Raw genomic sequence first — 14238 nt, forward strand, 5'->3', positions numbered from 1 at the left:
GTCACGCCCCCATGTCGAGGTCGCCGACCGCCTTGACGCGGATGCGCGTGGCGTTGCCGGGCAGATACGGGATGGGCACCTCGTCGAAGTCGATGATCGACACGGTCGAGGGCTTGGCACCCGCCGCGATCGCCTTGTCGACCGCCTCGGCGCGCACCTCCGCGAGTGTCTCGTCACGACGACCGGGCTCGATCGCGTAGACCTTGTCGATCTCACCGCCGACCTGCGCGATCGAGGCACCGATGGCGTTCGCGACCGCGTAGTTCTCAGGTCGGTGCACGGTGCCGAACAGCGGCAACTCGTCGGGGAGCAGGATCGAGCCTCCGCCGACGGCGACCACCGCGATGGGCTCGGGTGACGTGCGCATGCGGTCGACCGCCTCCGACACACGCTCGGCGATGCGGGCGAGCACCCGCTCGACGAACACGGGGTCGAGGTGCGCGACCTTGCTCGCGTCGCCCACGTGGGCGCGGCCGGCCGCGACCGCGATGTCCGTGGCGGTCAGGGTCGATCCACCGAACACCAGCGCTTCCGTGGTCAGCTTGTACCCGACGGATGCCGGTCCGACCTCGGCGGTCTCCTCATCGACGATGCTGCCGCCACCGATGCCGAGCGAGAGGACGTCCGGCATCCGGAAATTGGTGCGGATGCCGGCGACCTTGACCTCGTTCGCGGTCTCCCGCGGGAAGCCGTTGATCAGCAACCCGATGTCGGCCGTGGTGCCGCCCACATCGATCACGGCGCAGTCGTCCAGACCGCTCGTCGCGGCTGCTCCGCGCATCGAGTTCGTCGGACCGGAGGCGAAAGTCGCGACCGGGTAGCGACGCACGTACTCCTCGTCCATGAGCGTGCCGTCGTTCTGGCTGAGGAAGATCGGCGCCTCGATGCCCTGGGCGCGCACGGCGGAGGTCAGCCCATCGACGATCTCGGACGCGAGCTCGCGCAGCGCGGCGTTGATGATCGTCGCGTTCTCGCGCTCCAGCAGTCCGATGCGTCCGATCTCGTGGGAGAGCGAGATGGCGGCATCCGCCCCCAGCACCTCTGCGACGATCTCTGCCGCCCGTGCCTCGAGGTCGTGGTTGACCGGGCTGAACACCGACGAGATCGCGACCGAGCGGATGCTGTGCGACTTCATGTCTTCGGCGTGCGCCCGGATCTCGTCCGGGTCGAGGGGTGAGATCGGTCGGCCGTCGAACTCGTAGCCCCCGTGGGCGAGATAGCTGCGGGCCTGCGTCGCCTCGACCAGCACGTCGGGCCAGTCGATCAGCGGCGGTAGAGCTCGCGTCGCCGGGAGCCCGAGGCGGAGTGCCGCGACCGGCGCCAGACGGCTCGCCTGCACGAGTGCGTTGATGAAGTGCGTCGTGCCGATCATGACGGCGTCGACGTCGGCGCCCTCGAACGCGTGTCCGGCCCGCAGATCCTCGATCGCCTGGATGATGCCACTGGTGACATCGGGGGTGGTCGAGTGCTTCACGCCCGCGAGCGTGCGGGTGCCGTCCATGAGGACTGCGTCGGTGTTGGTGCCGCCGACGTCGATGCCGATGTGCATGATTCTCGCTTTCCTGTGAGGAGGTTCTGACTCGGGGCGGCTCAGGCCGCGGCTGTCTCTTCGACCGGGCTCGCCTGCCGCGTGTTCGCGACTCCGACACCGCGGACCCAGCCGAGCTTGCCCGCCACGATGTAGAGCGCCATCGAGAGGAAGAGACTGAGCAACGACGGGATGCCCCAGGTCACGAAGTAGCCGACGAGCGCGGACACCAGCCACACGACGATCGTCGCGGGAACGATGCGTGGCGCGGTGGCCGGAAGGGTGCCGGCCTCACGGGTCGCGTCGAGCTCAGGACGCCAGCGGCGCACCACGTAGTACTCGGCGACCATGATGCCGGCGATCGGCGGGAAGGCGACGCTGAGCACGATCAGGAACTCGGTGAACTGTCCGAGGATGCCGACCGCGGCCAGGATGGATCCGACGACGCCCAGCACGATCGTCGTGGTGACGCGGTGCAGGTTCTTGCCGAACGCCGTCGAGATGAAGTTCACCAGGCCCAGGGTCGACGAGTATAGGTTCCAGTCGTTGATCTTCAGGGTGCCGGTGAGCACGATGAAGAGGCCGATGAAGCCGACGGACGACGTCACGATCGCGACGATGTCACCGGTGGCGGCCGCGTGTGCCAGCAGGACACCGGCGAGTCCGATCACGAACTCACCGAGCGAGACTCCGAGCACGGTCTGCTTGACGACGTCGGCGCGAGAACGGTTGAAGCGGGTCATGTCACCCGTGATGATCGCGCCGACGATGAGACCACCCGCGACGATACCCGTACCGGCCCAGACGCTCATCGTGGGTCCGGGTGCCGGCCCCGTGAGCAGCTCGCCGATGTCGTGACGGCTCAGCTCGGTGATGACCGACCAGCCGACCAGGATGAGGAAGAGCGGCACCGTGATGTTCGCGAGCCACTGCATGCCCACGAAGCCGAAGGCGACGATCGCGGTGACGGCGAGACCGAAGATGAGGCTCCACGCCCAGACCGGCAGCGCACCGGGCATCAGGGCGTCGAGGGACTGTGCCGAGATGGCCGACTGGATGCCGAACCAGCCGATGAGGCTGATCCCGATCGCGAGCCCGACCAGCGAGGCACCGATCTCCCCGAAGCCGGTCCACCGGGCGAGCAGTGCGGTGTTGAGGCCCTCGCGCTGGCCGATGAAGCCGACCACGCACATGATCACCTCGAGGATGATCGAGCCGAAGAGGAAGGCGAGGACGGCCTCGCCGAAAGTCATGCTGTAGCCGAGGGTCGCGCCGAGGAGGAACTGCGAGAGGGCCGAGACCTGACCGAACCGCTGCACAGCGATTCCGAACCAGGGTTTGCGGGCCTCAGGAGTCACTCGGGAGAGCGCGAAGTCGTCGGGGTGCGCCGTGCGTGCCATGAGGGTCCTTCGGGAGAGGGAACGGGTTGTGCGCCACAGTAGCGATGCCCTGCGCCCGGCCTACATGTGCAGATCGCACGAACATCCCGCACGGATGTGCAGATCGCACATCATCCCGATCGTCTGCCTCCCGTTCCTCTGTCCGTCTCGTCGACGCCCCCTCCCCACGTGGACACCCCCGGCCCCGCGTCGACACCCCTCCCCGCGTCCAGACCCTCGCCCGTCGACGCCCCCTCCCCGCGTCGACACCCCCTCCGGTTCGCGGCACGCAGAGGGGGTATCGACGGGCGGAGGGGGTGCCGACGGGCGGAGGGGGTGTGGATGCGGGGACGCGGGAGGCGCGGGTGCGCTCAGCTCACAGCGTTCGCGGCGATGAACTCACGGAGTGCGTGCTCGTCGTCGGGCATCTCGGTCACGTGCTGCGGTGCGTCCAGCATCTCCTGCAGCTCGGGTGCGTAGCCGAGCTCCACTCCGAGCGCCTCGTGGATCGTCTCAGCGAACTTCTCGGGCTTCGCCGTCTCGAGCACGAGCATGGGCACACCGGGCTCGACGTACTCTCGCGCGACCTTGACGCCGTCGGCCGTGTGCGGGTCGATGACCTCTCCCGTCGTCTCGTACACCGAGCGGATCGTCGCCAACCGGTCCTCGTGCGTCGAGGTGCCGCTGACGATCCCGAACTCCTCGACGAAGCGCTCCTGCTCCGCGGAGAAGTCGAAGAAGCCGCTCTCGTCGAGCTCACGCCAGGCACCGACGACGCGCTCCGCGTCACGGCCGACCAGCTCGAAGATGAAACGCTCCAGGTTCGACGCCTTCGAGATGTCCATCGACGGACTGGAGGTCGCGAGCGTCTGGGCGGCGCTGCGCGGGCGGTAGACACCCGTGCGGAAGAACTCGTCCAGCACGTTGTTCTCGTTCGCGGCGAGCACCAGGCGACGGATCGGCAGGCCCATCTGCTTCGCGAAGAACCCGGAGAGGATGTTGCCGAAGTTGCCCGACGGAACGGTGAACGACAGCTCGGTCCAGCCGCCTGCATCGGTCGCCCGCAGCCACGCCCAGAAGTAGTAGACCGTCTGCGCGGTGATGCGTGCCAGATTGATGGAGTTCACGGCACCGAGGTGGTGGGCACGCTTGAAGTCGAGGTCGCCGGCGAGCTTCTTGACGAGGTTCTGACAGTCGTCGAAGACACCCTCGACGGCGATGTTGTGCACGTTCGCGTCGTCGAGGGAGAACATCTGCGCGCGCTGGAACGCGCTCATGCGCCCTTGCGGTGACAGCATGAACACCGCGACGCGCTCCTTGCCCCGCAGCGCGTGCTCGGCCGCCGACCCGGTGTCTCCCGAGGTCGCGCCGAGGATGTTGAGCACCGATCCCTTGCGCTCCAACGTGTACTCGAGCACCTGGCCGAGGAACTGCATGGCCATGTCCTTGAACGCGAGCGTCGGCCCCTCGGAGAGCCCGACGAGGGTGAGTTCGTCATCGATCGCCCGCAGCGGCACGACGCCGTCAGGGAAGTCGGCGTACGCGGCGGCGGTCATCCGGGCCAGGTCTGCGCGAGGGATGTCGGTCGCGAACAGTCCGAGCACCTCTGTCGCGAGCTGTGGATAGGTCAGGGCCCGCCAGCGCTCGAGCGTCTCACCGTCGACGACCGGCATGGTCTCCGGCACCGCCAGCCCACCATCGGGCGCGAGGCCCTCCAACAGCGTCTCGCTGAACGACTGCGGCTGCATGCCGCCGCGGGTGGAGATGAACTGCACGTTGGCTCCTCGGCTCGGGACTCGGCACGTCCATTCTCGCAGGGTGTTCCCGGTCCGAGTGACGGGATGACGGACACCACCGCTCGCCGTCAGAACAGGGAGGTCGGGAGCGCCCCTTCATGCTCCAACAGCCACCGCTTCGTCTCGAGGCCGTGCCCCTCTTCTGCGCCGGAATAGCCGCCCAGCCCATCGCCGGCGACGACGCGGTGACACGGCACGATCAGGGGAACCGGGTTCGCGCCCATGATCGAGCCGATCCCCCGGGCCGGCACGTCGGTGCCACTGCGCGTGGCGAGACCGCCGTACGTGATCGTCTCTCCGTGGGCCACGGTCTCATGGAGTGCGGTGAGGACAGCACGCGTGGCCTCGGTCTGCGGGCCGAGATCGACCGGCAGATCGAAGCGACGCAGTGTGCCGTCGAAGTAGGCCGCCACCTGTGCGAGCGCCTCGACCAGCAAGGGATCGGACCCGGCGTCGGGCACGACGACACCGCCGCCGGGCGGAGTGGTTCGCCACGTGACCCGGGTGACGGCCGCACCGTCGCTCACGACCCCGATGACGCCGACCGGGGTGGCGAGCGTGCCGAAGGCGGACATGCGTCGAGAGTACCTCCGCCGTCCGACAGCGGAGTCACGATCCCGCGCCTCATCCGCGGGAGACCTCACGCCAGAGCGCCGCCCAGTGCTCCGGACGCAGATCCCGCGGCCATCGACAGCTGGTCGCGTCGGCTGCCATCACGGCGCGCCGCGCGCGCGACATCGGAGCGCGAGTCGCCGCCGCCAGCACCGCGGGAAGTGTGGCCCCTCTCCCCGTGAACATCGCCCGGACGAACGCCTCGTACCCCCGCCGGTCGGACACCGGAACGAGCGGTGAGGCCCGTCGTGTGATCGTGAGCACGCCCCCGTCGACGCTCGGTTGCGGGGAGAAGCCCCAGGCCGGGACCCTCCCCTCGAGGGAGAAGGCGAACCATGGAGCCGACTGCGCGGTCATCATGGTGCCGCCACCGACGCCCGCACGCTTGCGCGCCACCTCCCACTGGGTCAGCAGCACGGCCTCCCTCCACTCCTTCCGCGACAGAAGACGCCGGAGGATGGGGGTGGTCACGTGGAACGGGATGTTGCCGACGACCACGGCGGCAGCAAGGGGATGACGGGTCGCGTCCCCGAACTCGATGCGGACCCCGGGCAGGGCCGCGCGCAACCGCCGCACCCGGTGCTCGTCGATGTCGATAGCCGTGAGCGGTCGGCCGAGCCCCGCGAGTCGGCGCGTGAGGGCGCCATCGCCGCACCCCAATTCGAGGATCGGTCCGGACGTGCGGTCGACGAGAGCCGTGATCCGGGCGAGGGTCGGACGGTGGGTGAGGAAGTTCTGGCCGAGTTCGTGACGGCCGCCATGGGGTGAACGAGGCATGAGTGCGCTCCAGAAGAAGAATCGGAGCACCTCGGAAGGAGGGAGGACGCGAAGAGGCGTCAGCGAGTGCTGCCCGTCCCGAGGTGCGATGACATCTCGGTGGACGGCGCGCAGATGCGTGCGGTGAGCGAGCGCGCCGTCAGGCGCGGCGGTCGCGGAACACGAGGGTGCGCCCCATCACGGGCGCGGCGCATATTGTTCCCATGCGTGCCAGCATATCGGCGCTCAGATCCAGCCGCGTTCCTCGGCGGTGAGCACAGCCTGCTGGCGGGTGTCGACGGCGAGTTTGCCGAGGATGACGGAGATGTGGTTGCGCACGGTGCCGGGCGCGAGAGCGAGAGCCCGCGCGATCTGACCGGTCGTCTCCCCGCGCCGCCCCGCGCGCAGCACATCGAGCTCGCGATCGGTGAGGGGCGAGCGCTCATCGCTCAGAGCATCCGCCGCGATCTCCGGATCGACATAGCGGGCTCCTGCCGCGACACGGCGGATGACGGCGGCGACCTCGTCCGCACCCCGGGACTTGGGCAGGAAACCGGAGACGCCGGATGCCAGGGCTCGCCGCAGCACCCCCGGACGCGCATGACGGGTGACCACCACGCAGCGCGTCGCGATCGCCCGGTGCAGTTTCTCCGCGACCTGCACCCCATCCAGTCCGGGCATCTCCAGGTCCAGCAGACACACGTCGGGTTGCAGGCGCAGCGCCTCGGCGACGGCCTGCTCGCCGTCGGCGCACTCCGCGACGACGTCGATGTCGGCTTCGAGTCGCAGCAGTGCGGCGAGCGCAGAGCGGATCATCGCCTCGTCGTCGGCGAGCAGCACGCGGATCAACGCCCCTCCTCCGGCTGCGACGGAACGGTCACGACGACCGCGAACTCATCGGCATCGCGCCGCACCGCCAGAGAACCGTGCGCCTCCTCGATCCGTCGCCGAACCCCCTCGAGGCCGGATCCGTCGTGATCGAGCGGCGCGCCGGGCATCCTGTCGTTCGCGATCTCGTATCGCCAGGAATCACCGATCCGTGCCAGCACCAGCCGCGCTCGACGGCCACCCCCGTGGCGCAGCACATTCGTCGTGGTCTCCCGGATCACCGGCCCCAGCGCAGTCCCCGGTGCGGCATCGGCATCCGGATCGATCACGGCCTCCACGGTGAGACCCGCTGCGGTCAGGAGATCTCGCGCGTTGGCGAGCTCATCGCCGAGCGGAACGGACCGGAAGCGGGTCGCGAGGTCTCTGGTCCCCTGCCGCGCCTCGTCGACACTGAGTCGCGCGGCCCGGAGCTGTTCCATCCCGGCCTCCGCATCGGTCGGCAGGAGCCGCTCCGCGAGTTCCAGCTGCAACGCGATGACCTGGAGATGATGCCCCTGCAGGTCGTGCACGTCGGTCGCCACCCGCAGGCGCTCCTGCGTCGCGGCGAGCTTGGCCTCGGAAGCGCGGGCGCGGTCGAGTGTGACCAGGACATCCCACCACCAGAGCGAGCTCACGGTCATCGCCGGCAGCAGGACGGCATACACAGCGGGCAGCCAGAACGGGAGGCCCGTGTCGAGGCCTCTCGCGGTCGAGTCCACCACCGTCAGGGCCACGAGCAGCAGGGTCGCCGTCGCGGCCACACGCATCCGGATTCCGCGTGGCCATCGCAGGAGCACGAAGAACTGCGCGACCGGCATGGCCGCGAGCGCCCAGCTCCCGACCGCCGACCCCGCCACCAATCCGTATGCGACCGCAACCAGGAAGGGCACGGCCAGGCGCCCCCAGGCGATGCCGGGACCCGCGTCGATACGGCTGCGGTAATCGGCGAGCAGCAGCATGGTCGACGCACACCAGAGCACGCCACCGATCGCGACGACGAGGATCGCGCCGCCGCGCAGATCGACGGCGGCGGTGATGCCGGTCCACGCGACGACCAGCATCAGCTCGAAGAACACCACGGCGCTCGCGGTGTACCACCAGGTGGCGGTGATGCCCCGGGCGAGCTGGCGGGAGCCGGGCGTCGGATCGGCGACGGGGAGGGGCGGGACGGAACTCACGCTCCCACGATAGAGGCGTGACACATGTCACGGGATCACCGTGCGAACCGCAGGGGAACAGGTGACGGGCCGACACTGCCGCCACGGCTGCTCCTCGGCTGGACTGGAGTCATCGCAGCGGAGACGCCGCTCGCACCGACAGCAGGGAGCACCCCATGAACCTCATCGAGACCTTCCAGAACCTGGTCGCCCAGGTCCCCGAGCTCGTGCAGCCGCTCATCGTCGCCCTCGCCGGCGCGATCCCCTTCATCGAGGGCGAGGGCGCGGTGAGCATCGGGGTCCTCGGCGGCATCCCTCCGGTGGTCGCGGCGATCGCCGCGATGGTCGGCAACTTCCTGTGCGTCGCGGTGCTGGTGCTGGCGAGCTCCGGTGCGCGTCAGGCGGTCGTGAACCGCTCGCGTGCCAGGAACGCTGTCCTCGCCGGCGGCGGCACGACGGACACAGCACCGGCAGCGGAAGCCGTCGACTCCGGGCGCGGTTCCGCCCGGAAGGAGAAGTTCCAGCGCGCCTTCGAACGCTACGGCGTACCCGGCGTCAGCCTGCTCGGCCCGCTCCTGCTGCCGACACAGTTCACCGCGACGATGCTCGCCGCCTCCGGCATCAGGAAGGCGCGCATCCTCTTCTGGCAGGCCATCGCCATCATCGGCTGGACGACCGTCGTCGCCGTGATCATCGGCAGCGCGGTGTACGCGATCCGCTGATCATCCGGGGGCGCGAGACGTCGTCGCGCCCCCTCTTGTTGAATTCAGGAATACCTGAATTCAGCATTTTCTGTATCATCGAGTGCGTGACGACCGCTCTCGCATCGCTGACCCACACATCCGCTGTCGCGCGTCTGGGGCATGCACTCTCCGACCCGACTCGCGCCGGCGTGCTCCTCGCTCTGCGCGAAGCCCCCGGCTACCCCGCTGATCTGGCCGAAGCCCTCGGCGTCTCCCGCCAGGCCCTGTCGAACCACCTCGCCTGTCTCCGCGGCTGTGGGCTCGTCGAGAGCGTGCCCGATGGCCGTCGCAGCAGCTATCGTCTCGCCGACCGTCACCTCGCACCGGCCCTCGACATGCTCCTGCGGGTCACCCTCATCGTCGAACCGGACTGCTGTTCGGGTGAAGGATGCACCTGCTGATGTCGTCGACGCTCACCGACGCGCGTCGGGAGACCCTGCATCGTCGCATCCGCCTCCTCGTCGGCGTCACGATCGGCTACAACGTGGTCGAGGCGATCATCGCGATCACGGCGGGGACGGTCGCATCGTCCGCGGCTCTCATCGGCTTCGGGCTGGACTCGACGATCGAGGTGCTGTCCGCGGCCGCCGTCGCCTGGCAGTTCACCCGCCGCGATCCGGAGCGCTGGGAGAAACCCACCTTGCGCGTGATCGCCGTGGCGTTCTTCGCCCTCGCCGCCTATGTCACCGCGACCTCCGTGACCGCACTGGTCACGGCCGAGCGTCCGGAGCACAGCACGATCGGCATCATCCTCACGGCGGTCAGCGTCGCGGTCATGCCGTTCCTGTCGTTCGCCGAACGTCGCGCGGGCCGGGAGCTCGGATCGGCGACGGCGGTCGCGGACTCGAAGCAGACTCTCATCTGCACGTACCTCTCCGCCGCCGTGCTGATCGGCTTGGTCGTCAACTCGCTGCTGGGGTGGTGGTGGGCCGATGCCTTCGCCGGACTCGTGATCGCCGCCTTCGCCGTGCGCGAGGGCATCGAGGCCTGGAAGGGCGACGCCTGCGCCACCTCGATCGGAATGCTCCTCGAGAACGAGGACGACCACGAGAACGACGACGACCACGGCCACGGCCACTGACTGCCGGCGCCCACAGCGCCTAGGTTGGGGAGATGGATGCCGCTCCTCTCACGCCTGCCGGAGACCTGCGCGGACGCACGGTGCTGGTCACCGGGGCGAACGCGGGCATCGGCTACTGGTGCGCCGAGCAGCTGGCCGCTCGCGGAGCCCGCGTGTTGTTGGGCTGCCGCTCATCGGAGCGCGCGCAGACGGCGGCCTCGGCGATCCGGAGCCGCGTGCCGGATGCCGAGCTGCACGTGCTGGCGCTCGACCTCGGCTCGCTCGACAGCATCACTCACGCCGCTGCGGAGGTGGGCGAGCGGATCGATGTGGTGATCTGCAACGCGGGGGTGAAGGCGGCCGACCCTGCGGCGCGTACGAGCGACGGCTTCGACCTCATGGTGGGCACCAACTTCCTCGGCCACTTCGCCCTCGTGGCGCAGCTCGAACCGCTCTTCACACCGGATGCCCGCGTGGTCGCGGTGGGCTCGATCGCACACCGTTTCGCGCGGCTCGACCCCGCGACCCTCGACGCCCCGTGGAGCGGTTCCTCGCTCCGCCAGTACGGACGCTCGAAGGCCCTGTTGATGGCCTTCGCTTTCGAGCTCTCACGGCGTTGGTCGGACTCTTCGCGGTCGGCGGTCGTCGCGCACCCGGGCTATGCCGTCGACCCGCTCACTCCCCCGCGCCCCGGCCTCGCCCAGGTCTCCGGTTTCCTCCGCGCCCTGACGGCGCCCACTCGGATGCTCGTGCAGGGCAAGGACGGCGGAGCGCTGCCCATCGTGCACGCAGCGACCTCCGCGGAGGTCGTGAACGGCGACTACTGGGGTCCGGGTGGACTGCTCGAGTTCCGTGGGGCACCACGACGAGTGACAGCCTCGGACGAGGTCCGCTCCCCCACGACCGGAGCCGCGGTGTGGGCAGCCGCCGAGCGTCTCATCGGCGTGCGCCCCTGACGAGAAGGCTCACCCGTCGGCATCAGTCCTCGACGGGCTCCGGGCTCTCCTGCGGTGTGACCCGCACACGGGAGATGCGACGACGATCCAGGGCCATGACCTGAATCGAGGCACCGGGCACCTCGACCGTGTCGCCGACGACCGCGAGGCGACCCAACTGCTCGGTCACGAAACCTGCGATCGTGTCGGACGAGCCCCGCGGCATCGCCAGCCCGGTCGCCTCCTCGAAGTCCTGCAGGTTGAGCCGCCCGTCGAGTCCCTCTTCCGCGGAGAAGTACTCCTCGGCGTCGTACTCGTCGAAGATCTCGCCGACGACCTCCTCGACGAGGTCCTCCAACGTGACGAGACCGTCCGTGCCGCCGTACTCGTCGACGACGACCGCGATGTGGTGCCCTTCGGCCCGCATCCGCGTCAGCGTGGGCAGAACGCGCGCGCTGGAGGGGATGTACGGGATGTCGCGGACGAGCGCACGGAGCGGACGCGCTGGGTCGTCGGATGACGCCTCGAACAGGTCCCGCACGTGGACGAACCCCGCGATGTCGTCGATGGACGTGTTCGAGACGGGGTAGCGCGAATACGGGAGGTCCCGCACCTGGGCCAGCACATCACCGACGTTGGCATCTTCGTCGAGGGCCACGACCTCCGGCCGCGGTCGCATGACCTCGCTGACCTGGCGTCCCCGCAAGGACAGCACATCGTCGAGGATGCGGCGTTCATCTTCGGGCAGACCCTGGTGGCTCGCAACGATGTCGCGCACCTCCTCGTCGGTCATCTCGTCGCCCATCTTGCGGGGATCACCGCCGAGCAGTCGCACCAGCGCGTCGGTCGACACGGAGAGCAGCCAGATCACGGGACGCATGATCACCGCGAACCCGTTGAGAGCGGGAGCCACGGCGTATGCGAACTGGGCGTTGCGCTGGATCGCGAGCCGCTTGGGCACGAGTTCTCCGAGCACGAGCGACAGGTAGGCGATCACGAGAGTGAGGATGACAGTTGCGATCGTGAGGGCGAGTGCGGGGGCGAGGCCCCACGACTCCAGCAACGGCGCCAAGGACGGTGCGATCGATGTAGCGCCGTACGCGGCCGAGGCGAAGCCCGCGACCGTCACGCCGATCTGCACAGCCGAGAGGAAGGTGTTGGGGTTGCGGGCGAGTGCCGCGACCTTCGCCCCACGGCGGCCCCGTTGCCCGATCGCGTTGATCTGGCTCTCGCGGAGCGTGACCAGGGCCATCTCCGTCGCAGCGAAGACACCGCCGATCAGCACGAACGCGAAGACGAGGGCGATGTTCCAGAGCAGGTCGCCCATCAGCGGGCCGCCTCGTCTGTGGTGGGATGAGCGCCCGGAATGAACCGGGCGCTCGTACTGTCAGAGTCCGAAGAGTCAGAACAGCGCTGCGCGCTCAAGAGTGCTCCTTGTGGGTAGGGGTGGTGCCGGTGGAAGAGGTGACCTCGCCGGGGGTGCGACGGGTCTTGAGGAGGCTCGCGGCGGTGGCCACCGCGATGGTCGCGCCGATGAACAGCAGGGAGAACCAGATGGGGATCTCCGGCGCCCACTCGACGCCCTGGCCGCCGTTGATGAACGGCAGCTCGTTGACGTGCAGCGCGTGCAGGACGAGCTTGACGCCGATGAATCCGAGGATGACGGCGAGGCCCTGAGCCAGGTACACCAGACGCTCCAGCAGTCCTCCGATGAGGAAGTACAGCTGGCGCAGACCCATGAGCGCGAAGGCATTCGCTGTGAAGACGATGTAGGCCTGGTCGGTGAGACCGTAGATCGCGGGGATCGAGTCGACGGCGAACACGAGGTCGATGAACCCGATGGCGATGATCGTGAGCAGCATCGGCGTGACGAAGCGCTTGCCGTTCTTCACCACTGTGAGCCGGTCGCCGTTGTACTCGTCGCTGACGGGCAGATGACGGCGGACGAACGTCATGAACCGTCCGTTCGCGGGGTTGCTCTCATGGTTGCTGAACGCCTGGCGATACGCGAGCACGAGGAGCAGGGCGCCGAACAGGTAGAAGATCCACGAGAAGTTCTCGATGAGCGTCGCGCCGATGGCGATGAAGATCCCTCGCAGGATCAGCGCGATCACGATGCCGATCATCAGCACCTTCTGCTGGTACTTCTTCGGCACGGCGAAGCCGGTCATCACGATCAGGAAGACGAAGAGGTTGTCGATCGACAGCGCCTTCTCGGTGAGGTAGCCGGCGAAGTACTCGCCGCCGAACGTCCAGCCGGAGAAGACGCCGATCCCGACGCCGAACAGCAGCGCGAGGCTGATGTAGAAGATCGACCAGCGCGCCGACTCCGCGATCGTCGGCTCGTGCGGGGTGCGAACGTGGGAGAAGAACTCGTACACGAAGAAAGCGATCGTGATCGCGATCGTGATGATCCAGATCAGCGGGGTGATATCCAAATGAGGGCTCCAGACTCGGGGTACGACCGTACCGCCAAAGTCTTCTCCATTCCGTGAAACAGGAACCGGTGGCCCGGGATGCGACGTGCATCCGTAATGACGATCCCACCGTGTCGGAGTACTCCCCTTGGGAGATCCCAGAGTACGAGGACACCCTTTGCGGTTCCTGTGGATTGGCCGGGAATGCGGCGGAGGGGCGGCTACTCCGGGTCGGAGCGGACGAGACCCCGCTCTTCCGCGCGGTCGATCATGCCGCTGAGCACATCGTCGAAGAGAGTCACGAGCACGCTTCTGGTCTCCACCACGTCACGCTCTATCAGCGCCACGCGAAGTGCTTCGACGCACGCGGAGACGGCCTCCGCATCGAAGGCATCACGAGCGTGCTGAGCGAATCGGCGGATCTGAGGGTCGAGACGCTCGATGGCGGCTGTGCGCGCAGCGTTGCCTTCGATGCGGGCGAACCCGGTCGCGAGGGACCGGAGCGCGATACCGAAGCCGGCCACGTCACGCACGTGGGCGGCCGCGACCACCTCGTCCGTGAGGGCGGTGAGGTGAGCGAGGTCATCGGCCTCGATCACCGCCTTCGCATGACGGAGGGAACCGATCCAGATGTCACCGAAGAGGTCGACGGCGTTGCGGACTCCTTCGAGATCGATCGGGGCCACCCGCGTGTAGCGGTTGCGCTGCATCTCGACGAGGCCGTGATCGGCCAGACGGTCGAGCGCGTGGCGGATCGGAGTCTTCGACGTGCCCAGGCGCTCGGCGAGGTCATAGTCGCGCAGACGTTCGCCCGGGGGCAGTTCGCCTGAGATGATCGCGTCCTGCAAGCGCGCATAGGCCTCGTCGCTCATGGACCTGCGCTCGAGCGGTCCACCCGACAGTGCCACATGTCCTCCAGCGAGAGAGAAAGAACGTAGAACCTGACGTTCTACCCGCTGTGCAATATATCGCATTGCTTTGTGCCGGT

General features: G+C 68.4%; 14 protein-coding genes. 4 read left to right on the forward strand and 10 right to left on the reverse strand.

Annotated features, from left to right (window positions below; translation table 11 throughout):
- Position 1 precedes the first annotated feature (1 nt).
- The 7 genes from ACLF6J_RS07710 to ACLF6J_RS07740 all read right to left on the reverse strand — a co-directional run bounded on the left by ACLF6J_RS07710 (position 2) and on the right by ACLF6J_RS07740 (position 8116).
- Positions 2-1549: a hydantoinase/oxoprolinase N-terminal domain-containing protein gene (locus tag ACLF6J_RS07710; protein WP_134352994.1), complete on the reverse strand. Its 1548-nt coding sequence runs from the start codon at positions 1547-1549 to the stop codon at positions 2-4.
- 41 nt (positions 1550-1590) lie between these two features.
- Positions 1591-2928, reverse strand: a complete 1338-nt coding sequence (locus ACLF6J_RS07715; RefSeq protein WP_047520504.1) for a purine-cytosine permease family protein — start codon at positions 2926-2928, stop codon at positions 1591-1593.
- A gap of 350 nt (positions 2929-3278) precedes the next feature.
- Complete coding sequence (gene thrC, locus ACLF6J_RS07720) at positions 3279-4682, reverse strand: threonine synthase (RefSeq protein ID WP_134352992.1); 1404 nt, start codon at positions 4680-4682, stop codon at positions 3279-3281.
- A gap of 89 nt (positions 4683-4771) precedes the next feature.
- Positions 4772-5278: a methylated-DNA--[protein]-cysteine S-methyltransferase gene (locus ACLF6J_RS07725; protein WP_134352990.1), complete on the reverse strand. Its 507-nt coding sequence runs from the start codon at positions 5276-5278 to the stop codon at positions 4772-4774.
- Between the two features lie 49 nt (positions 5279-5327).
- On the reverse strand, positions 5328-6092 hold the full coding sequence (gene erm, locus ACLF6J_RS07730) for a 23S ribosomal RNA methyltransferase Erm (RefSeq protein ID WP_134352988.1): 765 nt from the start codon (positions 6090-6092) through the stop codon (positions 5328-5330).
- A gap of 225 nt (positions 6093-6317) precedes the next feature.
- Positions 6318-6920 (reverse strand): response regulator transcription factor, encoded by a 603-nt coding sequence (locus tag ACLF6J_RS07735; protein WP_047521181.1) that lies wholly within the window; start codon positions 6918-6920, stop codon positions 6318-6320.
- Positions 6917-8116 (reverse strand): sensor histidine kinase, encoded by a 1200-nt coding sequence (locus ACLF6J_RS07740; protein WP_134352986.1) that lies wholly within the window; start codon positions 8114-8116, stop codon positions 6917-6919. Before ACLF6J_RS07740 ends, ACLF6J_RS07735 begins: the two co-directional genes overlap by 4 nt.
- Positions 8117-8271: 155 nt before the next feature.
- Between ACLF6J_RS07740 and ACLF6J_RS07745 the strand changes: the two genes are divergently transcribed.
- The 4 genes from ACLF6J_RS07745 (at position 8272) to ACLF6J_RS07760 (ending at position 10854) form a co-directional block, all read left to right on the forward strand.
- Positions 8272-8817 carry a small multidrug efflux protein gene (locus ACLF6J_RS07745; RefSeq protein ID WP_134352984.1) on the forward strand — a complete coding sequence of 182 codons (546 nt, stop codon included), beginning with the start codon at positions 8272-8274 and terminating at the stop codon, positions 8815-8817.
- Positions 8818-8903: 86 nt separating this feature from the next.
- On the forward strand, positions 8904-9239 hold the full coding sequence (locus ACLF6J_RS07750; RefSeq protein ID WP_134352982.1) for an ArsR/SmtB family transcription factor: 336 nt from the start codon (positions 8904-8906) through the stop codon (positions 9237-9239).
- Complete coding sequence (locus tag ACLF6J_RS07755) at positions 9239-9919, forward strand: cation diffusion facilitator family transporter (RefSeq protein WP_421076849.1); 681 nt, start codon at positions 9239-9241, stop codon at positions 9917-9919. Before ACLF6J_RS07750 ends, ACLF6J_RS07755 begins: the two co-directional genes overlap by 1 nt.
- Positions 9920-9951: 32 nt before the next feature.
- On the forward strand, positions 9952-10854 hold the full coding sequence (locus ACLF6J_RS07760) for an SDR family NAD(P)-dependent oxidoreductase (RefSeq protein ID WP_421076850.1): 903 nt from the start codon (positions 9952-9954) through the stop codon (positions 10852-10854).
- Between the two features lie 22 nt (positions 10855-10876).
- On the opposite strand, the gene ACLF6J_RS07765 is transcribed toward ACLF6J_RS07760, so the two are convergent.
- The 3 genes from ACLF6J_RS07765 to ACLF6J_RS07775 all read right to left on the reverse strand — a co-directional run bounded on the left by ACLF6J_RS07765 (position 10877) and on the right by ACLF6J_RS07775 (position 14122).
- Entirely contained in the window at positions 10877-12160 is a 1284-nt protein-coding gene (locus ACLF6J_RS07765; protein WP_131494481.1) for a hemolysin family protein, read from the reverse strand.
- Positions 12161-12254: 94 nt separating this feature from the next.
- On the reverse strand, positions 12255-13271 hold the full coding sequence (locus tag ACLF6J_RS07770) for a TerC family protein (protein ID WP_134352978.1): 1017 nt from the start codon (positions 13269-13271) through the stop codon (positions 12255-12257).
- Between the two features lie 200 nt (positions 13272-13471).
- A complete protein-coding gene (locus ACLF6J_RS07775) occupies positions 13472-14122 on the reverse strand; it encodes a GntR family transcriptional regulator (protein ID WP_134352977.1) in 651 nt (216 codons plus the stop codon).
- Between the last annotated feature and the right edge of the window lie 116 nt (positions 14123-14238).

The organism is Microbacterium sp. IO18, assembly GCF_049099505.1.
GTDB lineage: Bacteria > Actinomycetota > Actinomycetes > Actinomycetales > Microbacteriaceae > Microbacterium > Microbacterium aurugineum.

Bases quoted from the DNA above. Each gene is read 5' to 3' on its own strand.
- ACLF6J_RS07745 (WP_134352984.1), top strand. From the start codon at position 8,272: ATGAACCTCATCGAGACCTTCCAGAACCTGGTCGCCCAGGTCCCCGAG.
- ACLF6J_RS07710 (WP_134352994.1), bottom strand. From the start codon at position 1,549: ATGCACATCGGCATCGACGTCGGCGGCACCAACACCGACGCAGTCCTC.
- ACLF6J_RS07725 (WP_134352990.1), bottom strand. From the start codon at position 5,278: ATGTCCGCCTTCGGCACGCTCGCCACCCCGGTCGGCGTCATCGGGGTC.
- ACLF6J_RS07775 (WP_134352977.1), bottom strand. From the start codon at position 14,122: ATGAGCGACGAGGCCTATGCGCGCTTGCAGGACGCGATCATCTCAGGC.
- ACLF6J_RS07755 (WP_421076849.1), top strand. From the start codon at position 9,239: ATGTCGTCGACGCTCACCGACGCGCGTCGGGAGACCCTGCATCGTCGC.
- ACLF6J_RS07760 (WP_421076850.1), top strand. From the start codon at position 9,952: ATGGATGCCGCTCCTCTCACGCCTGCCGGAGACCTGCGCGGACGCACG.
- ACLF6J_RS07765 (WP_131494481.1), bottom strand. From the start codon at position 12,160: ATGGGCGACCTGCTCTGGAACATCGCCCTCGTCTTCGCGTTCGTGCTG.
- ACLF6J_RS07715 (WP_047520504.1), bottom strand. From the start codon at position 2,928: ATGGCACGCACGGCGCACCCCGACGACTTCGCGCTCTCCCGAGTGACT.
- erm (WP_134352988.1), bottom strand. From the start codon at position 6,092: ATGCCTCGTTCACCCCATGGCGGCCGTCACGAACTCGGCCAGAACTTC.